This is a genomic window from Ignatzschineria sp. PL_is040, from assembly GCF_055813795.1.
On the sequence record NZ_JBVPGU010000003.1, the window covers coordinates 236,718 to 261,312 of the forward strand.

Annotated in this window: 20 protein-coding genes and 1 pseudogene; 8 read left to right on the plus strand and 13 right to left on the minus strand. The window is 36.7% G+C overall.

Translation table 11 applies throughout. The features are described from left to right. The first annotated feature begins 292 nt into the window (after window positions 1-292). A complete protein-coding gene (locus AC0SAP_RS06190) occupies window positions 293-1,846 on the plus strand; it encodes a phosphoethanolamine transferase (protein ID WP_473383431.1) in 1,554 nt (517 codons plus the stop codon). A gap of 130 nt (window positions 1,847-1,976) precedes the next feature. Further along, the gene (locus AC0SAP_RS06195) at window positions 1,977-3,119 is read left to right on the plus strand and encodes a glycosyltransferase (protein WP_473383433.1); all 1,143 of its coding nucleotides are present in this window, start codon (window positions 1,977-1,979) and stop codon (window positions 3,117-3,119) included. A 43-nt stretch (window positions 3,120-3,162) separates the two neighbouring features. Here the strand turns inward: AC0SAP_RS06195 and AC0SAP_RS06200 are convergent, their stop codons facing one another. Further along, window positions 3,163-4,125, minus strand: coding sequence for a glycosyltransferase family 2 protein (locus tag AC0SAP_RS06200; protein ID WP_473383434.1), 963 nt, complete (start codon window positions 4,123-4,125; stop codon window positions 3,163-3,165). Between the two features lies 1 nt (window position 4,126). Next, window positions 4,127-5,392, minus strand: a complete 1,266-nt coding sequence (locus tag AC0SAP_RS06205) for an O-antigen ligase family protein (protein WP_473383436.1) — start codon at window positions 5,390-5,392, stop codon at window positions 4,127-4,129. A gap of 214 nt (window positions 5,393-5,606) precedes the next feature. Between AC0SAP_RS06205 and AC0SAP_RS06210 the strand changes: the two genes are divergently transcribed. Continuing rightward, complete coding sequence (locus AC0SAP_RS06210) at window positions 5,607-6,362, plus strand: IS5 family transposase (protein ID WP_473383437.1); 756 nt, start codon at window positions 5,607-5,609, stop codon at window positions 6,360-6,362. On the opposite strand, the gene AC0SAP_RS06215 is transcribed toward AC0SAP_RS06210, so the two are convergent. Further along, entirely contained in the window at window positions 6,357-6,704 is a 348-nt protein-coding gene (locus AC0SAP_RS06215; protein WP_473383438.1) for a LysR family transcriptional regulator, read from the minus strand. The two genes, AC0SAP_RS06210 and AC0SAP_RS06215, sit on opposite strands and share 6 nt — an antisense overlap. Before the next feature lie 252 nt (window positions 6,705-6,956). Here AC0SAP_RS06215 and AC0SAP_RS06220 point away from each other — a divergent pair, with 252 nt between their 5' ends. Then, complete coding sequence (locus AC0SAP_RS06220; RefSeq protein ID WP_473383439.1) at window positions 6,957-8,384, plus strand: phosphoethanolamine transferase; 1,428 nt, start codon at window positions 6,957-6,959, stop codon at window positions 8,382-8,384. Between the two features lie 95 nt (window positions 8,385-8,479). On the opposite strand, the gene AC0SAP_RS06225 is transcribed toward AC0SAP_RS06220, so the two are convergent. Beyond that, window positions 8,480-9,619, minus strand: a complete 1,140-nt coding sequence (locus tag AC0SAP_RS06225) for a glycosyltransferase family 4 protein (protein WP_473383441.1) — start codon at window positions 9,617-9,619, stop codon at window positions 8,480-8,482. A 94-nt stretch (window positions 9,620-9,713) separates the two neighbouring features. Here AC0SAP_RS06225 and wecB point away from each other — a divergent pair, with 94 nt between their 5' ends. Genes wecB through AC0SAP_RS06240 form a run of 3 tightly spaced genes read left to right on the plus strand, consistent with a single transcriptional unit; the run spans window position 9,714 to window position 13,126 of the window. Next, on the plus strand, window positions 9,714-10,844 hold the full coding sequence (gene wecB / locus AC0SAP_RS06230; RefSeq protein WP_473383442.1) for a non-hydrolyzing UDP-N-acetylglucosamine 2-epimerase: 1,131 nt from the start codon (window positions 9,714-9,716) through the stop codon (window positions 10,842-10,844). Continuing rightward, complete coding sequence (locus AC0SAP_RS06235) at window positions 10,837-11,922, plus strand: glycosyltransferase family protein (protein ID WP_473383443.1); 1,086 nt, start codon at window positions 10,837-10,839, stop codon at window positions 11,920-11,922. Before wecB ends, AC0SAP_RS06235 begins: the two co-directional genes overlap by 8 nt. A gap of 10 nt (window positions 11,923-11,932) precedes the next feature. Next, window positions 11,933-13,126, plus strand: a complete 1,194-nt coding sequence (locus tag AC0SAP_RS06240; RefSeq protein WP_473383444.1) for an EpsG family protein — start codon at window positions 11,933-11,935, stop codon at window positions 13,124-13,126. Window positions 13,127-13,955: 829 nt separating this feature from the next. Here AC0SAP_RS06240 and AC0SAP_RS06245 read toward each other — a convergent pair. The 7 genes and pseudogenes from AC0SAP_RS06245 to coaD form a co-directional block, all read right to left on the minus strand. After that, window positions 13,956-14,060 (minus strand): annotated as a pseudogene (locus AC0SAP_RS06245) (transposase); the annotation flags it as partial. A 220-nt stretch (window positions 14,061-14,280) separates the two neighbouring features. Beyond that, on the minus strand, window positions 14,281-15,009 hold the full coding sequence (locus AC0SAP_RS06250; RefSeq protein WP_473383446.1) for a glycosyltransferase family 25 protein: 729 nt from the start codon (window positions 15,007-15,009) through the stop codon (window positions 14,281-14,283). Between the two features lie 2 nt (window positions 15,010-15,011). Further along, the gene (locus AC0SAP_RS06255; RefSeq protein WP_473383447.1) at window positions 15,012-15,974 is read right to left on the minus strand and encodes a polysaccharide pyruvyl transferase family protein; all 963 of its coding nucleotides are present in this window, start codon (window positions 15,972-15,974) and stop codon (window positions 15,012-15,014) included. A 6-nt stretch (window positions 15,975-15,980) separates the two neighbouring features. Further along, window positions 15,981-17,402, minus strand: coding sequence for an oligosaccharide flippase family protein (locus AC0SAP_RS06260; protein ID WP_473383449.1), 1,422 nt, complete (start codon window positions 17,400-17,402; stop codon window positions 15,981-15,983). Then, a complete protein-coding gene (locus AC0SAP_RS06265; RefSeq protein ID WP_473383450.1) occupies window positions 17,399-18,679 on the minus strand; it encodes an exopolysaccharide biosynthesis polyprenyl glycosylphosphotransferase in 1,281 nt (426 codons plus the stop codon). The genes AC0SAP_RS06260 and AC0SAP_RS06265 overlap by 4 nt, the downstream gene beginning before the upstream one ends. A gap of 249 nt (window positions 18,680-18,928) precedes the next feature. Continuing rightward, the gene (gene queG / locus AC0SAP_RS06270) at window positions 18,929-20,032 is read right to left on the minus strand and encodes a tRNA epoxyqueuosine(34) reductase QueG (protein WP_473383451.1); all 1,104 of its coding nucleotides are present in this window, start codon (window positions 20,030-20,032) and stop codon (window positions 18,929-18,931) included. A gap of 3 nt (window positions 20,033-20,035) precedes the next feature. Next, window positions 20,036-20,551 carry a pantetheine-phosphate adenylyltransferase gene (gene coaD, locus AC0SAP_RS06275; protein ID WP_473383453.1) on the minus strand — a complete coding sequence of 172 codons (516 nt, stop codon included), beginning with the start codon at window positions 20,549-20,551 and terminating at the stop codon, window positions 20,036-20,038. 211 nt (window positions 20,552-20,762) lie between these two features. On the opposite strand from coaD, the gene AC0SAP_RS06280 reads away from it, so the two are divergent. Then, window positions 20,763-20,960, plus strand: a complete 198-nt coding sequence (locus AC0SAP_RS06280) for a hypothetical protein (RefSeq protein ID WP_473383454.1) — start codon at window positions 20,763-20,765, stop codon at window positions 20,958-20,960. A 647-nt stretch (window positions 20,961-21,607) separates the two neighbouring features. Here AC0SAP_RS06280 and AC0SAP_RS06285 read toward each other — a convergent pair. Both AC0SAP_RS06285 and AC0SAP_RS06290 read right to left on the minus strand, forming a co-directional pair. Then, a complete protein-coding gene (locus tag AC0SAP_RS06285) occupies window positions 21,608-22,912 on the minus strand; it encodes a Wzz/FepE/Etk N-terminal domain-containing protein (RefSeq protein ID WP_473383455.1) in 1,305 nt (434 codons plus the stop codon). A gap of 231 nt (window positions 22,913-23,143) precedes the next feature. Next, window positions 23,144-24,448: a Wzz/FepE/Etk N-terminal domain-containing protein gene (locus tag AC0SAP_RS06290; protein ID WP_473383456.1), complete on the minus strand. Its 1,305-nt coding sequence runs from the start codon at window positions 24,446-24,448 to the stop codon at window positions 23,144-23,146. Window positions 24,449-24,595: the final 147 nt, after the last annotated feature.

Genomic DNA, 24,595 nt, shown 5'->3' on the forward strand with positions numbered 1-24,595 from the left:
GCATTGCTTTTAAATTTATTATTTTAGTCTATTAGTATTGATTTGATTACTTTCTTTTAAACCCCCTCTCGCCCCACTTCATCTATGATAAACTTACAACTTAATTGTTATTAATTATTTTGGGCTTTTCGGGCGCGTATTTGTATGGATCAAAGTCAGCGGAAACTAAAAAAATATGATCCTAATAAAATAGAATGGTGCTGAAGATACTTTTTGATTTTAGACATAATTTTTCTTCGTAGAGTTAACAGAATAAGGCATAATAAACACTTTAATTTCTATTTAGGTTTAAATGTCACTAATTATGAATTTGTTTAGAGTATCTTTATTTATAGTAGTTTATGTAATATCTTTTGTTTTATTTAATAAAGTAGGGGATATATCTCTTATAAATAAATTACTATTAGTGCCTTTTTCTTTAGGAATATTTGTACGAGGTTATCGATACTTCATATTCGGAATCTGGATTTTTATTTCAATATTTTTCTTAATAGATTTTCACGTGCTGAAAATAATGGGATTTCATTTTTTTGATATTCTTCCAGATTTATATGCTATTAGTTTAGATAGTAATCCAGGGGAGGTCTGGGCTACAGCACAGAATATTAATAGTAAAAATGAAGTTTTATCAGTTACTTTATTATTTTTAGTCTGCCTCTCTTTTTATTTTAATCGTAAGATCCATAGTCAATACTCTAAATTATTCATTGTTGTTTCTTTGTGTTCTTTTGTTCTTTTAGGTGTTTCCCATAATTTTATTTTTTATAAAATATACTCAGGTCTTGAAAGTACAGTAAATTTAATTGATGAAAATAGAGATCGAATTTTAGAAAAAGAAAACTTTAAATGGGATGCGACTTCAAAGTACAACCAGAAAGATACGGTTGTATTAGTCTTAGGAGAAACGACAAGAGGCGATAGGCTTGGGATTAATGGTTATCACAGGAATACAACACCGCATTTAGATCAGAGAGAAATCATCACCTATAGTGACGTAATCTCTAATGCTGCATATACATTATTATCTACCCCTGTAATACTTACCCGAAGTTTTGGAGAAACAAATAGCAAAGTCTTTCCAGAAAAATCACTAATATCTGCCTTTAAAGAAGCTGGTTATAAAACTTATTATGTAACTTATCTGAATAAAATTCATATCGGTGATAATGCTATTAATCAGTTGGTTGCTGAAGCTGATATCTATCTTAAAGGTGATCTATCTTTAGATAGTCTAGAGGATATAGCGGGTGCATATGATGTATTAAAGATTTTAAAAGAGCCTGAAGAGAAAAAATTAATAGTTTTCAAGTTGATAGGTAGTCATTATAATTTTCATGAGCGATATGATGATCGCTTTAATAAATTTACACCTTCATATTTAGATACTCGTTATTCGGGGCCTAAGTTAGAGGAAAAGCAGTTATTAGAAAACTCATATGATAATTCAATATTGGTTACAGATTATGCTGTAGATCTTATTATCGAAGGATTGAGTAAAGTAGAAGGAAGATCATCTTTATCATTTATTTCTGATCATGGAATTTCAATTTTTGATATTGAGAGCTCCCCATACGGCGGACCAACAAAGTCCAATTATAATATACCTCTTTTTTTCTGGTTAAAGGATGGGTATTTTAGCTCTGATAAAATAAGTAACCTCAAGAGAAATAGTGATACTAGTATTGACAGTACCTGTTTTTTAGATACATTTCTTACACTTCATGACTTAGAAACATCCAAGAAAAAAGGGTGCGACTTAGCAAATAGTGTGATTCAACCATATTCAAGAAAAGTGATAGTTAAAGATCAAATAGTTGATTATGAAAAATTTTTCAAGGAAAAGTGATTTTTTATTTAGGAGTACATTATAAATACGTTTTAGATTACACGATCTATAGCCTCAAACTCCCCCATCTATGATAAACTTACAACTAAATTGTTATTAATTATTTTGGGCTTTTCAGGCGCGTATTTGTATGGATCAGAGTCAGCGGAAATTGAAAATTGGTATTCTTTTAAGAAACCGCCATGATGGTCCGGGAGGGCTAGAGAAAGTCTTGGAAATTGTAGCAAGAGAGATGCCTAAACAGGATGTTGAACTCTACTTTTACGGATTATATCCTCTCGGTTATTATCATTTTGCTAAAGAATTTACACATTTAACTATTTTACCCTTACCTGAACCGATTGCTTTTTTTGAGAATAAGTTACCAAAGGTATTTGGGAGGTTAATACGTAAGGGATATGTCAAATGTTGTGGCTACCAGCTTTTTAAGATAATGGAAAGAGATAGAATTGATGCCTTAATTACAATGGATCTGTCTAGGCAGTTTCTTAGAAACTATCGTTTCTTAAGAAAGTTTAAGAAGATGACAAATATACCTCTTATTTCATGGGTGCATATTTCGCTGACAGGTAGTCCTAAACATATCGCAAAGCAGGTTAAATCTAGGATCACCCTTTTTAATGGACATCTGTTGATTAGTAAAGGTATGCAAAAAGAGCTTGAACAAGAGTACGGCGTTACAAATACGGCATTAGTATATAACCCGATTGATACAGCAGATCTTGTAAAGCGAAATCCAAAAAGGTTTATCTATGTTGGTAGGATCACTAAAATTAAGCGTGTAGATTCGTTATTACAGCAACTAAAGTCTTTAAATGGTGATTGGCACTTAGATATTTATGGATCTACTGGTAATGCTACAGGCGATCAAGAATTCCAAGAGTATATAATTAATCTGCAGTTAGATAAGCAGGTTACTTTTCATGGTTGGCAGGAGAATGCTTGGAATAAAATAACGGAAGCTGGAATTTTGCTTTTGAACTCAACCAGGGAAGGGTTTGGGCTTGTCATTGTTGAAGCAATGATGCGAGGTATTCCTGTACTTTCTACTGATTGTCCCGTAGGACCTTCAGAGTTAATTCAGCATGATATTAATGGCTGGCTCTATCCCATGGATGAGGAAGATAAAATAGTAGAATATTTACAGCGAATTTTAAATGGGGAGTTACCTCTTCCAGCACAAGAAGATATTCAAAAGAGTGTCAATCAATTTAAAACAGAAGACTACTCTAATAATTTTAAAGATAAGATAAGAATAATTCTTACTAAGTAAGTATGCTATTAGAGTAGTGCAAGCTCTATTTATTCACTTTTCTTTATAGAAAAAGCATAAATATTCTCGATAACCAAAATCTTGACCAAATTTTAAAGGATGAAAGTTTAAACTCTTTTAAATCTGGTTTTATGAATGAATACATATCCTTAATCTGCGCAATCCATAATGGTGCATTAGGAAGTTTGCTTCTATTTTTTTTAAGATAATTAATCAAGCTCCAGAGAACATTGATATATTCCTCTTGAGTTTTTATGGAAATTCTGCCGAAATTTTTTCCAAACAGTTCATAGAGAATCATTACATTTTTTGCCATTAAATAGCGGTTAGGATTAATGCGTTTGGTTGTAGAGTTTTCATTGTTTTCATAATAGTAAATAGCATTATTCTTAATAACTTGTTGTGCATTATAGAAGTGCAGTCTAGCTAATACTTCATCGTTATTCATATAGTTTTCATCGTTAGGATTATATTGCCGATAAATTTCATAGCTTTTAATGAAAATGCTTTTTTTTGCACAGACCCAACCGTGTGCTTCCCAACGATTAAGAGAATGCTCTAAACAGGTCATACCATCATGACTTACTTGATCATCAAAAAATTGAAAGTCACGGTAAGAGAGATCTTTGTTTTGCACTTTAACTTTAGGCATTACGATGTCGGGATGATATTGGGCAATAGATTGCTGGTGCAATTCTATTGCATCAGGAGAAATTCGATCATCGCAATCTAAAATAAGAATGTATTCTGTTTGGCATGCATGAATACCTGTTTCTCTTGCCTGTGCCGCGCCCTGATTACTCTGTTGTAGTATCTCATACTGAAATTTAGCAGGGTTTTGTTCTAGACTGTTTTTTAGAAGTTCTACCGTATTATCTGTAGAGCCATCATCGATAAAGATCGCCGTGAAATTTTGCTTTGTTTGGGATCTAAGAATATCCATACATTTTTCAATATTATGAGATTCATTAAACATGGGGATGATAACTGTAATGAGATGTTCCATATTAGATACTATTTTTGCCTTTGTCGTTATTTATATGTGAAGTAGAAAAAGCTGTAGCAATAGCGAGAGAAATAAAGATCATCGGTAACCAATTACCTTCATAGGTTCCTGCATAAGAGTTAATTGGCATCATTGTTAATAGGGCAATGAGTAACCAAGGATTTGTCTTTTTCGATCTAAAGAAGCTAATTAAGAGATAGAGGCAAACACTCAGATAGGGAATAAAGCCGATGATTCCAGTCTCGATTAATACTTCTAACCCTTGTAGATGCGGGTGGTTCATATATTCAAAAATCTTATAAGATTCAGGATATGTCTGATATAACGCATCAAATCCTCTAGCACCTACGCCATTAACCCAATAGTTAGGGAGTTCAGACCAAGCAACATTCCAAAGATTAATCCTATTGGATGTTAATTGATTTAAACTACCCGCTTGTACCGTATTAGTATAACGTATTGTAACAACATCTAGTTGAGATGTTATGAGTAGCATTATTCCAATAAAAATAATTAAACTGATTGCAAATAGCTTATAGTGCCTTATTTTCCTTTGGTGGAAGACATAGCAAGTAGATAATAATAAGGAGACTATAAGAGATATTAGCGCTGTTCTTGCTCCGCCAATAACGATGGTGAAAATAAAGATAAAGAGAAATAGAGGGGTAAGGTACCAATATATAATACGCCCCGCTTTTACTTTATCAAACAGGTAGAAGAAGACTAGTGGAGATAAGGTTGCTAAAAAGAAGCTTAAATCATAACGATCGCCGAAAACACCACGTACACGACTATGCCAAGCATTATTTACTGGATTATAACCATAAATATTATAGTCAAAAGCCCATTGGCAAATCGCATCTAGGCAGTAGAGCATTAATATCCAAAAGAGTATTGTCGTAAATCTGTTTTTTACTGTTTCACTTCGAAAGACAAAGAGGGCAATAACAGCGTACCCTGCAAAGCGAATCATCCGCCACAGTGTCTGCACTGTTAATGCCGGTGTTAAGGCATCGATGAGGGAGATTAATACTGGTATAAAGAGCGCTAAAAAGAGATATAGATATCTGTTTTTTACAATCTCTCCGGTAACAAAATGATAATTTTTGACGAGTAGAATTAGCGCAATTAAGAGTGATAGGCTAGAGAGAATACTTATTCCTCTCGTGACTAAAGGGAGTGCTATAAAAGGAAGGATAAACCAGATAAAACCATATCCAGACCAAAAGGATTGTGTTGTTTGATTGCTTTGTATTGGGACTGTCATAACAGAATTTTCTACTTTCGCCTTATTGTATTAAATCATGAATAAACTGTTACGAATAATATCATAGATGTAGTTTTTATAGGTATTGGAGGCTATAAAATTAGTTTATTCGATATTGATAATGGGTATTAAGTAGAGGCTGTTGAACATTGTAGTTCAAAATAAAAAAAGCGAGCGGTAGAATATTATCGTCAAACAAAACCTACCACTCGCTATGTCTCGAACCATGCTTACAGATAAACTATGGCTGAAACTAAAACCTATTCTCCTAGATTTAAATATTTATGACAAACCAAATTTAAGAAATATCGTTAAAGGTATTCTATTTAGAATGAGAACAGGTATTCCTTGGAGGGATATTCCTGAAAAATTTGGACGACCTAATACGATTTTTAAGATTTTTAGTCGTTGGTCTAAAAACAACAATCTCTTGAAATTATTTAAAAAAATATCACAATATGTTGATTATGAATGGCTGTTTATAGATGGAACTCATATTAGAGCTCATCAGCATAGCACGGGAACAGCCACAGATAATCCTCAAGCAATATCAAAAAATGTTGGTGGAAATAGTTTAAAAATTCATATGATCGTAGATGCTTGTGGTAATCCCTATGAATTTATCGTAACAGATGGAACGACCCACGATATCAAGGTCGCTCCAGAGTTACTGAGTAGGGTTCATTTAAATACGACAGATTACGTTAATGCAAATAAAAGCTATGATTCTGCAAGTTTTAGAGAAGAGATTATAAATCAAGGAGCTAAAGCTATTATTCCTAAAAAGAGGAATGCTCTTACGAACAATAATCATAGGGACTGGCATATTTATAAAGCTCGGCATTTAGTGGAGAATGCATTTGCAAGGCTAAAACATTTTAGAGGTGTAGCAACAAGATATGACAAGCTAAAACAACATTATGAGAACAACATTGCTTTAGCTTATACCTATATTTGGCTGAAGTTATGAATGTTCAACAGCCCCTATTCTAAATATATTATATTCCCCAAAGGTAGAAGCCACACCAAGCCGAATGGTGCCATGGATCTTAGAGTGGATCTGCGTCAACTTTAAGCGCAACTGTTCTAACTGATGAAGCATATGATGTGCCTCTTGTATCGCAATTAGCCCTTCCACCGTCGGGTGAATGCCGGTACGCCCACGATTAAAGAGCTTCGCATTGAGCTTCTGCTCAATCTGCTGGATACGATAAGTCAGCGCCGGTTGCGTCATATAGAGTGCTTCCGCTACAGCAGTAATACTCCGGCTCTTCTCGATCTCCACTAATATTTTAAAATCTTTCTCATTCATAATGATTTGGTGAGATACCTATTATTAAATGACCAATATTCTCAGGTACTCTTTTGTTTTATCAATCATAAAGTTAAGCATAATATTTATTTTAGCTATATAATAATGCGTTATTAAAAATGGGTATAAGTGTGTAACGGTATGAAAAAGAAAACTGTTTTAGGATTGTCGGCATTATTCGTCCTCTGTTTGGCATATTTAATTAGTTATTTGATGTTGAAAGGAGTAGCCGCTCCGAGAGGATTTCGGCATGTGATCTTATTAGTTTTCTTTATTGTTTTTTGTAGTTCTTCGAGAAAGCTGTTTTGGTTAGTCATATTTCCAATGACATTGGTTTATGCGCTTTATCTACCAGTAGGGATGACGTATGGGGCCTTTAACTATGACTTTCTGATTGCCGGTATTTCAACTGACCCTCTGGAGGCCGGTGAATTTATTCATCAGATTCCCTATGTTAACTATCTCTATTCGCTTTTAGTGATTGTTGTATTAATAGCTTTCCGCTATCTCATTAAACGATTGGATTTGCGATTCTACCGAAATCAAACATTCCTTTTTGTAGCATTATTATTGATGATGGCATCTCAAGCGCCGGCGATATTCCCTAAACAGATCAAAAAGTCTTTTGAGCGATTGTATGAAGAATATCAAAAGATGGAGGCCTTCAGAAAGGAGAGCAAATGGGGGGAGAGCCAATTAGTTAATTCTCATTATGATAACTACATTTTAGTAATAGGGGAGAGTGCTCGTAAAGATTACCATCATGCTTATGGTTATCCTATCGAAAACACTCCATTTATGAGTAGTGCTAATGGAATATTAGTGGATGGTTTAACCGCCGGAGGAACGTCTACAGTCCCCTCATTAAAAGCGATGCTCACCTTTAATGAGAAGAAGAATTGGGATGCAGATTATAGCTATACTTTGGTCGATTTAGTAAAAAGTGCAGGGATAAAGACCTATTGGCTCTCTAATCAAGGGTACTTTGGAACCCATGATACTCCTGTATCAGCCTTAGCTAAATCAAATGATCACACCTATTTTTTAAAATATGGAGATTATTATACAAAAAATAGTAGTGATTTTGAGTTGCTAGATGAATTGGAGCGTATCGTTAAAAGAAATCCTTTCCAGAAAAAGTTAATCGTATTACATCTCTACGGCTCACACCCTAATGCGTGTGATCGTATAGAGGATTACCATAAGATTATGGATGTCAATGATATTTATTACTCATATTTAAGTTGTTATATCTCCTCTATTTATAAAACAGATAACCTGTTACAACAAATTAACATATTTATGAATAAGGAGTATCAAGAAAAAGGGGCAACCTACTCGATGCTTTATTTTGCTGATCATGGGCAAGCACATCGGGAAATTAATGGCGTACTCTATTTTAATAATAATCGGGCGAGTAAGCTTCATTATGATATCCCACTCTTTATGACATCTAGTGATGCTGATGAGAGAAAAGAGTGTCAATCATTTAAATCGGGATTAAATTTTACAAATGGACTTGGAACGTGGATGGGTATAGCCAATAAACATCTATCCTCAAGTTATGATTTATTTGATTGTCAAAATGATCCTGATGATTTTGGATTCTCTAAACGAATTGAGAGGATAGAGTTAGCTCCTGATCCTGCAATAGATCTTAGGGAATATCAAAACGAGTAGCCAATACAATGCCGGGTTCCATTATTGCCGGCAATATTCTGTTTTAATTAAAGGGTTTAGTATAGGGTATTTAAAAGTAAAGAATTATTCTGCTCTTAAATATCAAGAATTTTAGCTAGCTTTTGATTGACTTTAATAACATCAAATTTCTCCACAGCTATTTTATAACTTTCTTCACCCATGACGTTCACTTGATCTGGATTTTCGATGAAATAAATCATTCTCTCAGCTAACGCTTTTGTATTCCATTTTGGAATTAAAAAACCATTAACACCATCAATAACTGTCTCTCTGCATCCGGGCACATCTGTTGTAATAACAGGTCGACCAATCGCCATTGCTTCTTGTGTACTGCGAGGAATACCTTCTCGGTAGGAGGGGAGTATGAATACACTGCAATTTTTGATCCATTCTTGAACGTTATTAACATATCCAGGATAGTTAAAAATCTTTTCTTCAATTAACTTATCAAGTTGTTCCTGCTTTAACGCCCCCATATTTTCAGGATCAATAGCGCCTAAAACCGTAATTACGCATTGAGGATATTGCTCCTTTACTATCTTAGCAGCTTCAGCTAGCTCAAATATCCCTTTCTCTTTTAGTAATCTGCCGATAAAGAGGAAGTGAATAGGGTTTGTAGGGGCTGTAGAGTAAGGGTATTGCTCAAGGTTTAAACCTATCCCACCAAGAATATGTACTTTTTTTGCCTTAATAGAGTATTTTTCTAATAGATCTTTAGGGTCATCATGATTAAGAAAAATCAGATCATCTAATTTAGGTAGAGCTATTTTATATAAGAATACTTGGATGGAACGCACAATCTTTGCTTTAAGGGAGATACCATTGGGTTGGTCTGTAAAGGTGTAACCTAATCCTTCTAGCATCCCAATAACTTTTGGCACTTTTGCCAATCTGGCGGCTAATGTTCCATAAACAATCGGTTTAGCAAAAAAGGAGAAAACGATATTAGGCTGAATCTCTTTAATTTTTTTTGTCAGTTCTTTAATCGCTTTTAGATCTGCAAAAGGATTCAGTCCGCCACGACTCATATGATATGTAACGGGAGTAGCACCAATTTCTTTTAGACTTTCTAACTCTTCTGAATTGTATTCACAAATAAAAGTGTAGACATTCCAATTTTCCTGAATCAGCAACTTGATGAGATCTTGCCTGAATTGGAGCATCATGGATGAAGTGGTTCCGACTAGGATAATCTTTTGTTTATAGTTATTCATATTTTTGAAATAAAAGGCATTTATTATGTTGCTTCGGGTAGAATAAGTTTAAAATACCATATTTTTATTATGAAGTATCGTTCGGAGGTTAAAATTGAAAACTCTTTGTATATTTGGGACTCGCCCCGAAGCAATTAAAATGGCCCCGCTAGCTTTAGAGTTAGCTAAAGATGATAGGTTTGAATCTAGAGTTTGTGTTACAGGGCAACATAGAGAAATGTTAGATCAGGTTTTGAAATTATTTGACCTGATTCCTGACTATGATTTGGATATCATGAAAGAGAAGCAGGATTTAACAGATATAACGGTTCGGATTTTAGAGGCTTTAAAAGTTGTTTTGTTAGAATATCAGCCTGATATTATTTTAGTGCATGGTGATACAGCAACTACTTTTGCGGCGAGTTTGGCTGCTTATTACCAACAAATTCCAGTTGCCCATGTGGAGGCCGGGTTAAGAACAGGCAATATTTATTCCCCCTGGCCCGAGGAAGGGAATCGTAAACTAACAGGAGCTATTACTCAGTTGCATTTCGCCCCGACTAAAAGTTCTGCCCAGAATCTTCTTAATGAGTCGATTAAGGAAGAGTGTATTTTTATTACGGGAAATACTGTGATTGATGCACTTTTAGATGTGGTAGAAAAATTAGAGAGTAATGTGACGTTACAAGAGCAACTTAACCATCAGTTTTCTTACCTAGATAGCCGTAAGCATCTAATTTTAGTTACAGGACATCGTCGAGAGAGTTTTGGGAAAGGTTTTGAAAATATTTGTCGGGCCTTAGTGGATGTAGCTACAGAGTACTCAGATGTTGAAATAGTTTATCCACTTCATTTGAACCCCAATGTGCGTGAGCCTGCCAATCGTATTTTAAAAGGACAAAAGAATATTCACCTTATTGAGCCGTTAGATTATCTCCCTTTTGTTTATTTAATGAATCGAGCTTATATTATTCTTACAGATTCTGGAGGAATACAGGAAGAAGCACCATCTTTGGGCAAACCAGTCTTAGTCATGAGAGATGCTACTGAAAGACCTGAAGCTGTAGATGCCGGTACTGTTAAGCTAGTCGGAACAGATAAGGATAAAATTGTACAAGAAATGAGGATATTACTTAAAGATAAAGAGGCCTATAATAATATGGCATTTGCTCATAATCCTTATGGCGATGGTATGGCGAGTAAAAGAATAAAAGAAATATTAATATCGGAATTTCAAGATGCATAAAGTTATATTCTTACGTAGCCAGCATCCTTATACAGATAGTAGATTAAACAAGTATTTAGATGCACTGGATAAAGTGAAAGCAAAGTACAGTGTTATTGGTTGGGATAGAGAAAACTATCAAAAAGATCTCAAAAAAAATTATAAATTATATAAAAAGCCAGCAAAGTTAGGCGGTGGTTTTAAAAATATTTTCAATTTAATTCAATGGAATCTATTTTTATTAGTTATCCTTTTTAAGTATAGAAATGAATATACACTTATTCATGCTGTAGATTTTGATACCATCATCCCTGCATGGCTAATAGGGAAAATATTTAGAAAAAAAATAGTTTATGATATCTATGATAAATATAGTGACTCTCGAAATATAAATGGAATAGCAAAGAGGGTATTTGATGCTTTAGAACGCTTTTTTTCAAAAAGTGTAGATACTCTTATTGTTGCTGACGAGTGTCGTTATGAACAGTTAGGGATAAAAAAAGAAGCTACGAAAAATACTTTGGTTGTTGAAAATATTCCCAGAGTGGATTATCCATCTTCTAGTTTTCCTGAATATAACGGAATATTGAAACTTAGTTATGTTGGAATTTTAGAAAAAGAACATAGAGGACTAGAGCATTTACTAGAAATGGTATCGCAATCGGAATATCTACAGTTAGATATAGCGGGTGATGGGGTGTTGAGAGAGTTAGTAGAAACATATCAGAGTAAATTTAATAATATTAAATATCATGGTCCTGTTGATTATTATTCCGCGTTAGACATTATGAGTAATAGTCATATTATTGTCGGCTTATATTATTTGTCTAATAGAAACCATAAGTATGCAGCTCCAAATAAATATTGGGAGCATTTATTTTTAGGGCGACCTATGTTGACTACTAAAGGTACTAGTCCAGGAAATAAGGTAGAGTTATATAAAACAGGATTAGTCGTTAAGGATGATTTGGAGGGCTTAAAACAGAGTTTGTTTAATATTGATTTTGATGAATTAAAGTTAATGAGTAATAAAGCATCAATACTCTGGGGACAACGTAAAAGCGAAACTGTAACATTAAAAAGAATTTATAGAAAGTGAGTGGTGGATTGTGAGACTAGATAACAAGAATAATACTTTGACTTTGTGTGTTTATGCTTGTGTAGCATCTATTTTGATATTAATATTCCCCTTGGGCGCTTTTTTCTTAACAATATTTGCTTTAATTACTTTATCAAAGATTATTCAACCTTTTTTGAGAAGAGTTTTAGCAACTCTTGCGTTGATATCTTTATTAATAATTATAGGTTCTAGGAGTTATATTGATGAGCTTAATCATGATTTGTCTCATTATTATTTAGTATATCAATCATTACTTTCAGGTAATTATTATGAATTAACCAGTTTTGGGGATGGAGTAGAAGTAGGTTGGCCTGTTGTTTATTTGCTTCAAGGCAGGATTTTGGGGGAGTTTTCAAATCCTATATATTTAAGTCTATTTAATGTTGCTTTATGTTTAATATTATTAATAATCTGGATAGAAAGTAAGCTCTTTCTTTTTATTGAAAAAGAAGATCGAGCTTTGGTACTGGGATTAATCATATTGTTCTCATTGGTAACTGTTTTTGGTTATTTACAGAGACAGGCTTTATCAGTTGTTATTGGGCTTTATGCACTAACAAGTAAGAGAATGATTAATTTTATTTTGTTAGTTGCTATTTCTGGTATTTTCCATATTACTATTATCCCTTTTATTTTTATTTATAAGTATTTATTTAAGGCTAATTTAAGAAGAAATCTTATTATTGTTTCATTTTTATTTTTTTTAATTTTTCGTTTTTTGTTTATAGATATAGTCTTATATATCGCTTCCTTGGGAATCTCTTTTCCAGGAGTACATAAATTGAATTATTATTTAAGTACAATAGGCGAATTAGCAATAGCATCTAAGAGATTTGCTGTTTTGGAAGCATTTATTTTGTGTATAGTTATACTTCGTTGGAAGTACATAGATTGTATTTGGAAAAATGTTATAGTTTTTACTTCGGTTTGTTATCTTAGTTTAATAGGTTTGCCTTTATTATCAGAAAGATTAAATTTTATTGTATTTTACTTGTATGGATTTTTTCTTTATATTGCATTTAGAGGATCTGAGCGAAACCTATGGTTGCTTAAAGGTGTAGCTATAGCTTATCTAATATTGTTTTGTATTGAACGATCGGGCTTATTTATGAATATGTATGATCCGTATTGGCAAAGATATGATGCCATTTCAAATTTTATCTTAAGGCTAGCAATTTATTAATTGTCTTAGGGATTGCAATATGTGGCAAGTTTACTTTTTTATTTTAATTTTTCACAAGCTTATCATCATGTGAAAAGTATACAGTTCATAACTAGAGACTTCATGGAGTGATTGTTTTTAAATTCATTAGAGAAGATGTTACCCAATGATTCGTGAGGTCTTTCTTCTTTAAGTTGTTCTAAAACTTTCACAATTTCAGTGGCCGGTAGTGAGGTATCAACTACAATATCTAAAGCTTCTCGTGTACCTTCATTAATAATATTCAAAACTCTAAAGCGGGTACCGCTATAGAGTGCATCACTCATAAAATCGAATGACTAACTATAATTAGCCTTTGCAGGTAGGTACAGCTAAAGGTTCAGGATTACGCTCTAGTAACTGTTTTTTAGTACGTTTTTTTGATTTAAATTCATTGCGCGGTAAATACGCCACACGCATTTAAAATTCCATAAATTGCCATCGAGTTTTAATCGGTGAAAACACTTTCAAACTCCCCAACGAGACCGTGTGGGATCCTGAATAATTGCATTAAGCGCATCCACTATAAGCTGATCACGCTTTAGACGGTTTTGTTTCGGATCAGGCCGGTACCAACTGCGATGAGAAAGTCCTGTCAATCGACAAGCCTTAGCTATCGAAAGTAATCCTTGATATATCAAGTGTTGAGTCGCTTCTCTGCATCGTTCCGGCGTTACAGCTTTTCCAATAAATCCTTAATTGCCGCATTTTCTAAAGCTAACTCAGCATACATTTTTTTGAGCTTGGTATTTTCGGCTTCAATTTCCCGTAATCGCTTCAAATCAGAGGCTTCTAAGCCTCCATATTTACTTTACCTTTGATAATACGTAGCACTACTAATGCCGTGCTCTCGGCAGATATCGGTAACTTTAACGCCTTTTTCTGCTAATTTTAAAATGTTTACAATTTGTGTTTCTGTGAATTTTGATCATTTCATGATTTCCTCCATCTAAAACAATGATGACAGAAATCTCTAGTTTTGGCTTGTGTCTTTTTAGGGTAAGTTTACGGTTTACGTCACAAATGCATTAAACTTAAACTAAAAGGACTAAGCCTAATTGAATATCGAACTTAGTTCTTATCATTATAATTTTAAAACCATCTAACTTTATGGGATCACTTCAGAAATACGCATATTAGTAATATCTTTTTTTAATGCCAGTAAAGAAATAAAGCTGATTTAGAATTATTTTTAAAATTGTTTTGATAGGTTGATTTTTTATATTATGTTGTATAAAAAGCTGATTGTCTGTCAGGCTAATCCCATCGAACTCTTCATATATCAAATTATCTTTGATATGTAATACATTTATTCCCATCTTCTCGATAATTGCCCAGTCATCGGCAAGCCAGTAAGGAGAATGTTGTAAAATAATATCTATCGCAGCATTATTTATCATATATCCTACAGTGCCAACCAAGTTGACATACTTCTTCCCAAACTGATGATCTCCGCATGTAAATTCAATTTTCATTGGTTGTTTGAGTTTTTGTACCCACTGAAATTTTTTAATAGTTTTACTATGCCCTAGAACTAATATCGTAGGTATGCTTCGGAATAATGAGGGGGCAAAGTTTTTATAGAAGGATTGAAAGCCTTTTTCTATTTTTGCATCATCCTCTAATATTAAATGCCAATTATGTGAGGAATTTTTTTTGAGTTTTTTATATAACTCGTAATGACTTGTGGTACACCCGATTTCCCCATCTCGTATTTGTCTATCATAGTATTCTGTAGCTTTTTTCACATTAAAGTTTACAGGAGAGCTATAAGCATCAAAAAAGTTAAAGGGGTAGACAAAGCTATTAAAACGATCTCTTCTATGGGAATCTGGCATTGAAATTATATTAATATCAAATTTCATAATTATTTTTCCTTTATTAGAGAAGTTATCGATAGCTGTTTCGTCCAAAGATCATAATATCCTGAGTTTTTCCCATATGAGTTATCGATTAATTCTGATGGAGTGTCAACTAAACAAGACAATATATGTCCATGTAAACGAGAGGTTATAACTAGTTCAAAGTCTGAAAAATAGAGGGAAAACTTTTTTACTAGAAATTTAGAGTGTTTTTTCCAGAGGATAAATATTATTTTGTCTATATAACTACTTTTAAATATTTTCTTATTTAATCTTGCTAGTTTGTATATAAGGTTTGCATATAGTTTGTCTTTTGAGGTTAATAAATCATTCCAATCATAACTTTGAATTTCTCTCAAACTTTTTTCAAAAGAAATTTGAGACTCATCTTTTTCTATATCTTTTCTTAAAAAATATAGAGCCTTTTTTTGCTTGTTTTTTGTAATAGGTATCTTTTGATACAGTGCGTGAGCCATGTCGGGCATAAGAAAAGCATGATCAGAAAAGTCATTAAAAATATTTAATGTGTCCTGATCTCTAGCAAACATGATTACATCTTTATGATTATTGAATATTTTTTGAGATTTTAGTTTATTCTTCTCATTACTAAAATATGCAGTTTGCGGTAGAATTATAATTCTATTATTAGGGAATCGTTTGATAAGAGACTCTCTTAAATCTTGATGTGTAGAGTATAGATCCCCAAAGTTTCCTCCCCCTTGACATATTAAAGTGGTATTTGGTGATATTTCTTCTTGCAATCGTTTATAGTCGATATTTCCAGCTGTATAAAACTTTTTTATGAAAATATTATTTTCTTTGAAAAAATCTATCGATCCTAGAAATATCAATAAATCCCCAACATTTAAATAAAGAGGATAATCTAAAAATATCACATCATTTTTATCGCTTATAAAGTCATTTATAAATGATAGTTTCTGTTTTAATTCAATCATTAAATTTTGCATGAAATATTATACTTTAAAATAGTTGTTACTTTTTTTGTAATAAATATAAGTAAAAGAAAAGAATAACAGTAGTGCTATGGTTATTTGTAATAGAAATATACCCCATGAGATATCCATGCTGAAAAACTGCAAAAGTATTAAGCTGGTGCTTATTATAAGGGTAATGCCTATAGGATAAATAAGGGGGCTGAGTTGTTCAATTGTTGAAAATCCAGATAGCTTTTTCATCAGCGTTATTCCGAGAGGGATAGTTATAAGAATTCTAGGAATAGAAAGAGCTAATAGAGATACTATTAAAGTATGGTTCCGTGTTAATAGAATGGCACTAACTGTAATAATTGCAGCGGTTAAAGATAAGTATAAAAACTCTTTAGATTTACCTAATGCTTTAATCACATTACCTACAAATATGCGACTATACATAACTCCATACATAACAGAAATAATTTGTATAATTGGAATAATTTCGATCCAACTATTACCTAATAATAAAGTAACCCAGTACTTTGCTGTAAAAGCCATTGTGAAAAAGGCTGGCATTGATAATAGGTTAAAATAAAAAGTAGCCTTTTGAAAAGCCTTTAATAGCTTTTTAGGATTATCTTGAACTGAAGAAAAAATAGGTAGTGTTAGTCTTGTTATAGACATATTTAGAATAGAGAGTATCGTATCGGTAAGTCTAGAAGCCATGTTATAAAGGCCTAATGCATAGTTGCCATGAAAAATGGCTATTAAAACTCCTAATACGCGAGACAATACGCTCCACAGTAAATTCTCTAGCATCACGAAAAAACTAAAGTTAAAAGATTCTTTTAGGATTTTTTTATTAATAAATAACCTTAGAGGTTGCTTTATATGTGCTGTTTTAAATATAAGATAGAAAAATAGACTGCTTTGCATAACTGTAGCAAAAACAATGCTCCATAACCCATAATCAGTTATTGCTAAAGGAATAGCTACAATGAAAAAAATAACACGAGAAACTAGGTTTCTAATAGTAATCTTTTTAATTTGTAATGTTTTATAGAGTAGGGCGGAAGGAACGATTACTAAGATGATAAAAAAGGTGGTTATTCCTTCAAAAATTAATATATAAGAGATGATTTCTTTGTCGAGAGCATAAAAAATGTAACTAATTATTAAGCAAGTAATGAATGCTATTGAGGCAAGAATAATACTAAGTGACCAAAAAGTTCGGATATCTTTTTCAGTTAACTCTTTTCTTTGAATTAAGGTTTCATTTAGACCAAGACTTAAAAATATTTGTACTAAAGAGGATATAATTTGAGCGGTTGCAATTTTTCCATAATCCTCTGGGGATAAAAGTCTAGCAAGAAATAGTATGGTCAGTAACCCTAAAACAACAGAGACAGTAGTTTCTATAATTGACCAAATAGTTGCACTTTTAATTTTTTTAGAATTAATCATCTAGCCCCAAATCCTGTCAACATCGTTCTAATTGTCTTCAATACAATGAGAATATCGAGCCAGAGTGAGAAGTTTTTAATGTAGTAAAAATCATGCTCGAGCTTGATACGCGTTTCATCCGCATCTGCTGCATATCCCTGTGTCACTTGTGCCCAGCCGGTAATACCGGGGCGAACCACGTGGCGGTAGGCATAGAAGGGGATCTCTTTCTCAAATTGTTCAACAAAGGTGCGTTGTTCAGGGCGTGGACCGATCAGGCTCATATCCCCTTTGAGGATATTAAAAAACTGTGGGAGTTCATCGATGCGTGTTTTACGAATAAACTTTCCGACACGGGTGACACGCATATCGTTTGCCTGTGCAAATTGTGCGCCTGACTTTTCTGAATCTTGGCACATCGAGCGAAGTTTATAGACGGTAAAGTCTCTATTCCCTAATCCCACACGCTTTTGAGTAAAGAAGATGCCTCCCGGGCTTTCGAGCTTGATGATAATGGCGGTAATCGCAATAATCGGGAGCCAAAAGGGTGCAGTAATTAGAACTAAGAGAATCTCAATCACTCTTTTGACGAGTTCATAAATCGGAGAAGGGTAGAGTGTGCCGTAGATATTTTCTGAAATATAATCGAGCCTAACTCTGCCGGTAACCTGTTCGATAAATTGGCGCGAGTTATAAACAGGTACACGTGATAATGTACATTCTGCTAAAAAGCGTTGCCACTCTGCCGGCATGGGGGAGTGTAAATCTGCGATGACGGCATCATAACGGCGACCTTCTAAATTGGGCTTATCCAATAGTGTCGTGAGGATATTATTTTGTTTAGTTAAATCGGGCGCATGTCCAAAGGGGATAATAGCCAGTTTAGGCGTATAGTAACGGCGTGCTAGGTAGTAGCCCCCAATCGCCCAAAGATTCGCTAAAAAGTAAGAGGACGCCAAAATACTACGTGCATATTCAGCACGGAGGAAGAAGAGAATCGCAATCACAATGAGCCAACTGCCGGCAATCATGGGGAAGATATAAGCCATATTGCGCGCGCCGGGGAATTGGTGCATCTTTCTAAGAATAAAGAAGGCGGCCAAAAAGGCAATGCTATTGGCATAGAGTGTATTGGTATTGGAGCTTACCTTGAATGATAAGCTATCCACTAAGCCCCCATAGCGGAGCCACTGCGGTAGAATCACAATTAAGAGATAGCCGATAACGATCTGAAACCAGAAGTTAAAGATAATCACTTCATACCAGCGAGAATGGCGGCGATGATAGCTCTGCGTCACGGGGTTACCTCAAATAGTGTTGAATCTTAAAACCATTGTAATTTACAAAAGCCATATGATACTTCACTTTTTATCAATAATCTAAACTAATATTAATGGGATTGATTATGGATCAAATTAAATCAAGTATCGCTTTTTCTGTTGCACTTTTTTGTGAATTTATGGGGTTTGTTTTAGGGGCGTGTTCTGTTTTTTAGGACGCGCTTTACTGATCTACTTTATTGATCTTATCTCTTCTCTTATTCCGGCTCAACTCCTGTCTTCCGCTTCTCTGAATTTTCTCTCCTGCTCTTCAAGCGCCCATTTGACATGTTCTCTCACCGCTTCATCCTCAAAGCTCTCTTTCGCTTTCAGTGCCGAGATATTCTCTTCTGAATAGGGACTATTGCCGATGCCGATGGCGATATTGCGGAGCCATCTTGCGTAGCCGAGCCGGCGGATGGGGGAGCCTTCTGTTTTGCGGAGGAATTCTGCTTCTGTCCAAGCAAATAACTCTAGAAGTGTGGAGGAGTCGAGCTTATGACGGGGGAAGAAATCTTGAGTTGTAAGATCGATCGCAAAGCGGTTCCACGGGCAGACGATTTGGCAATCATCACAGCCGAAGATGCGGTTGCCCATTGCGGTGCGATATTCTTCTGGAATGGGGCCAAAATGTTCGATAGTGAGATAAGAGATACATTTACGCGCATCGATCTTAAAGGGGGCGACGATGGCATCGGTGGGGCAGGCTTTGATACAGCGGGTACATTGGCCGCAATGGTTGGTGATCGGTTCGCTGGGGATATCGATCCGTTTTGAGAGTAATAATTCGCCGAGAAAGAAGAAGGAGCCTCTCTTCGGGTGGATAATCATGGTGTTTTTCCCGAAGAAGCCGAGGCCCGATTTCTGGCTAAAGGCACGTTCTAATACCGGTGCGCTATCCACAAAGGCTCGGAACTCGAGGTCCGGGATCTCTTCTTGTAACCACTTTCCCAATTTGGTGAGCATATTGCGGAGTACCTTATGGTAATCCCGCCCGAGGGCATATTCCGCAACATAGGCGTGGTTGGGATCTTCTAAGCGTGCTTTGGCATCGATCTCTGGGTTAAAGTAGTGGAGTTGCGCCGTCAGCATCGATACAGTACCGGGGACGAGAAGATCTGGGTGGTAGCGCTTCTCCCCATGCTTATACATATAATCTAAATCGCCATGAAATCCCTCTCCTAACCATTCGATAAAGTAATCCCGGTTTTTGCCGGGATCGATATCGGCGCTAGAGAGCTCATTGATGCCGAGTTCCATAGCTTTCGCTTTCAGTTTTGCGATAAATTGGGGCGAGTTGTAATCGGTATCGTGGGCAGTTTCATGGCGCATCGGTTATGCTTCGCTCTCTTGGCGCAGTCGCTCTTGGTATTTACGCTCAAGGGCGGCTTTCACATAGGGGTGGACAATCGCGCTCACATCTCCGCCGAGCATGGAGGCTTCTCTCACCATGGTGGAGGAGACAAAGGAGTATTTCTCACTCGGGGTGAGGAAGATGGTCTCCACTTTGGGGTTGAGGTGGCGGTTAAGGCTTGCCATCTGGAATTCATACTCAAAGTCCGATACGGCGCGTAGGCCACGCACTAAGATATGGCTATCGATGGTATCCATATAGCGGGCAAGGAGATCATTAAAGCCGATCACCTCAATATTTTTATGCCCTTTAAAGATCTCTTTGGCCATATCGAGGCGCTCTTCATAGGTGAAGAGGGGTTTCTTCTTCGGGCCGCTAATCTTCGCAACGGCGACAATCAGTTTCGGGAAGATTCGTGCCGCACGAATAATGATATCGGAATGCCCATTGGTAATGGGGTCAAATGTGCCGGGATAGACGGCAGTTGTCTCGCTCATAATAATCCTCTTGTGGGGCTGCTCGTAGCAGTGACCTTCTATACTTTTCAATTTTAATCGTAACAATCGGGAGATTGAATTAAGCCCCGATTAGAGAATCCCATTGATAGGGATACGATTATTTTTAAACTCGCTTATCAGCAAATAAGCAGGCGTAGAAATAATCAGTGGCTCTATTTTACGTGATCCTTTCCGCTTTCGCATTACCCGATTGCGTAATCTCTTCGCTAGAGGGGAAGTTTTTAGTGGCTTTATTGGTGGTAAGAAGGTTTTTGGAGGAGCGGGAACCGACTATTTCATTCTTTTTGCCGGTGCATGCCCGCAGGCCGGCATCGATGATGCCCGCAGACCGGCATCGATGATGCCGGGGAGGAAGGATCTACTAGAAGATGTTGTGCCGGGAAAATAATTAAACATGATTTAAACAGCTTTTAAACAGCGGTTAAACAATATGTGCCGGTAATTGAGAATTGCCTCTTGCCGGCATGCAACTTATGGAAGCATGCAGAGGTAATCTCCGGCAACTCAACAGCTCTTTTTGTTTTGATTAATCACAATATTTGTTCTTAAGAGTATTCGTGGAGGGGCGGGAACCGACCATTTCGCTCTTTTTGCCACTGCATGCCCGCGGATTGGCGCTTTCAGCGCTGGGGAGAATATCGTTAAAGTGACGTTATTTGCCGGTGATAAGATCGCCAACTGCCGGCGAGTGGTTTGTGGAAGAACGCGATAGTGAGGTCCGGCAGTGTTCAGCTTCTGTTTTTATCTATTTTGTGTTTGATTCTATAAGAAGGTTTTTGGAGGCGCGGGAATTTACTATTTCGTTCTTTTTGCCGGTGCATGCCCGCGGTTCGGCATCGATGATGCTGGGGAGAATATCATTAAAGTGACGTTATTTGCCGGGGATAAGATCGCCAACTGCCGGCGCATGATTTGTGGAAGAACGTGATAGTGAGGTCCGGCAACGTTCAGCCTTATTTATAATGATTGAGGCAAGAAAAAAGCGCATTGCTGCGCTTTTTGAACTCTTTTCTGATCTCTTTGATCGATCTTACTTTAAGCCTTGTTTGTCTTTCTTGCTCGGTAGTTGCCTATCGCTTCTTGTAAGAGAACAATGATAATGCCGAGCATACCCCCAAGGAGGAAGCCGATGATGGTGATAAGCTTTTTGTTGGGCTTGAGTGGGCTTAGCGGTGCGATCGCCTTCTCATCAACTTCAACAATATCGAGCGTTGCAAGATGGGGAAGAACCTGATTCTCGATCTTGAGTTGCGCAATGTTGAGCTCTGCAATCTTCTGCTTAATTGTGGTGATCTCATCGAGGAAGAGATCGGGCTTTTCACGTAACTTGAGTAGCTCAATTTTACGGTTATTCTCTAAGAGGCGAAGCTCCTGCTCAATCTCTGTGATGCGAGTGCTAGTGAAATCATCGGACTCTCGAGCGAGAAGGGTATTGCGCTCTGCTTTTAGCGCTTCCGTGCCGAGGAAGTAGAGCGGCATCTTCTCCTGATTGATCTCTGCATAGATCACATTGCTCGATTGCTCACGGCTCGATTCAGAGCTTGGCGAGGTGGGCTTTCTATATCCGAGTCGCTCGGCAATCTCGATCGCCTCTGTCAATGTAGCGATACGATTCTCCCGCTCCTTCTTTAAAGCCTCTTTTAATGCTTTTAACTCATCTTGAAGTTGTAGACGCTTGAGCTGATCTTTCTCTGTAAGGTTTGCAATCTCAGAATCGATCTTCGCATTATAGCCGGCAAGTAGAACCGCAAGTTGATTCTGTAGATTACGCTGCTCTTGATCGATGCGCGTTGTTAATATTTGGGGGATCTCCGCTTTTACATTTTTGATCGAGTCACTCACATATTGATTGAGCGCTTCAGGACCGATCACCCCTTTGGGGTAGGTAAACTCTAAGATGAGCATCTCTTGTGTCTCATCTTTTCCTGGTTGTTTAATCTTCAGATTCTGATTGGCAAAGCGACTAATTACCTGCTCAAGACGCTCCTCATCAACATTATTGATGATCGGGGCGAAGTAGGATTGATGCTGGCGGAAAAATTGCTCCTGATTATTGTAGGAGCGAAGCTCCCCTTCAACACGCTTGAAGAGTCCTTCTGAGGTGACGGAGTAGACCCCTAAATCATTGAGCGCATAGAGCTCATTGGGATTAACCGGCTTGAGGATACTTTCGGTCCGATAGGTAGGGGTGATCAGTAGGGAGATGCCCGCGGCGATAAGGGTGAAGAGGAGGGTGATGCTGAAGATCATCCCTTTTCTACGCCACAGCGTCATCATCAGGGCAAAGAGATCGATCTCATCACTTTGCGAAGATGGGGGTGTTATCTGCTCTCTTGTCATAATATCTATTTTAGCTAAATTCCTATTGGGCTCTCTTTCCGGAGCTTGGATTAAATTCTGCCTTACCATTCTACCATTGATCTGCATCAAGCTTTATTAACAATCTTTATCGGAGGGATATTTATCGGAGCAATAGAGGTGAGAGAGTGACAATAAAGTTCAGCTTATAAAAAAAGCGCATCTGATGATGCGCTCTATTGTTGCGTTTTAAGTTGGATCTCTTTCGCTGCTCTATACCGCTTTATCTGCTGCTCGGCGCTGATAGTTGCGCATCGCTTCTCTAAAGAGAACGAAGATCACACCTAACATGCCCCCTAAGAGGAAGCCGATAATCGCAATTAACTTCTTATTGGGTTTAAGTGGTGAGAGGGGCGTAATTGCACGCTCATCGATATTGACGATCTCGATAGAATTTAGGTGACTATTGATAAGATCGATGGTCTTCTTCTCGGCGATATTGAGCTCGGCAATCTTTTGTTTGATGGCAGTGATCTCATCGAGGAAGAGATCGGGCTGTGTTCTCGCTTCTAAGAGCTGAATTTTACGGTTATTCTCTAAAAGACGAAGTTCCTTTTCGATCTCTGTGATGCGTCCGCTGGTAAAATCGTCCGATTCACGCTTTAAGAGGGTATCACGCTCTGCTGTAAGAGCTTCTGTCCCTAAGAAGTAGAGGGGCATCTGCTGCTGATTGATCTCTGCATGGATCACATTCCCACTCTTTGAGCGGCTCGATTCTGAACTTGGTGATGTGGGTTTAACAAAGCCTAACTGCTCGGCAATCTTAATCGCCTCATTGAGTGTCTCGATTCGATTTTGTCGCTGTTTCTTCAGTGCTGCTTTTAAGGCGGTTAACTCATCTTGGAGTTGAAGGCGCTTCAATTCATCCTTCTCCGTTAAGGTCGCAATATTAGCTTCAACCTTCGCTTCGTAACCAGCAAGGAGAACCGCTAACTGATTTTGAAGATCCTTGCGCTGAAATTCGATACGGGTATTGACGATCTCCGGGATTTCCGCCTTTACCTTATCGATCATGGCATTGACAAATTGATTCACAACGCGCGGGCCGTTGATCCCTTTGGGATAGCTCATCTCCACAATAATCATCTTCTGCGTCTCATCCTTATCAGGATATTTTACCTTGAAGTTTTGGGAGATAAAACGGTTGATCACCTGCTCACGACGCTCTTCTGGCACATCCGCAAGGATCGATTCAAAGAATTGCTCATTATCGAGGAAGAACTGTTCCCGATTATTGTAGGAGTGGAGCTCTTTCTCCACAGAGCTAAAGAGCCCTTCTGAGGAGACAGAGTAGATCCCTAAGTTATTGAGCGTATAGAGCGCATGAGGATTGACCGGCTTAATGACACTATCGGTCTTATAAACAGGTGTAATGATAAAGGCGACAATAATCGCAATGAGGGTGCAAAGCGCGGTAAAGCCGGCGATGATCCACTTCTGATTCCAGAGGGTCATCATCAATTCTAAAAGATCGATTTCATCATCGTGTTGAGGTGTGGGGATATTCTCTGTCTTCATATCGCTATACTTCTTTAAGGTTGGAGGATAGGTAATTGCCAAGAGTCGCGATTGGATAATCGCACTTTTATGGTTATAGGATAGGCCCTATCGAGGGTTATTTATATCGATTATAGTTTTCATTATTTTGCATCATCTGTTCATTAT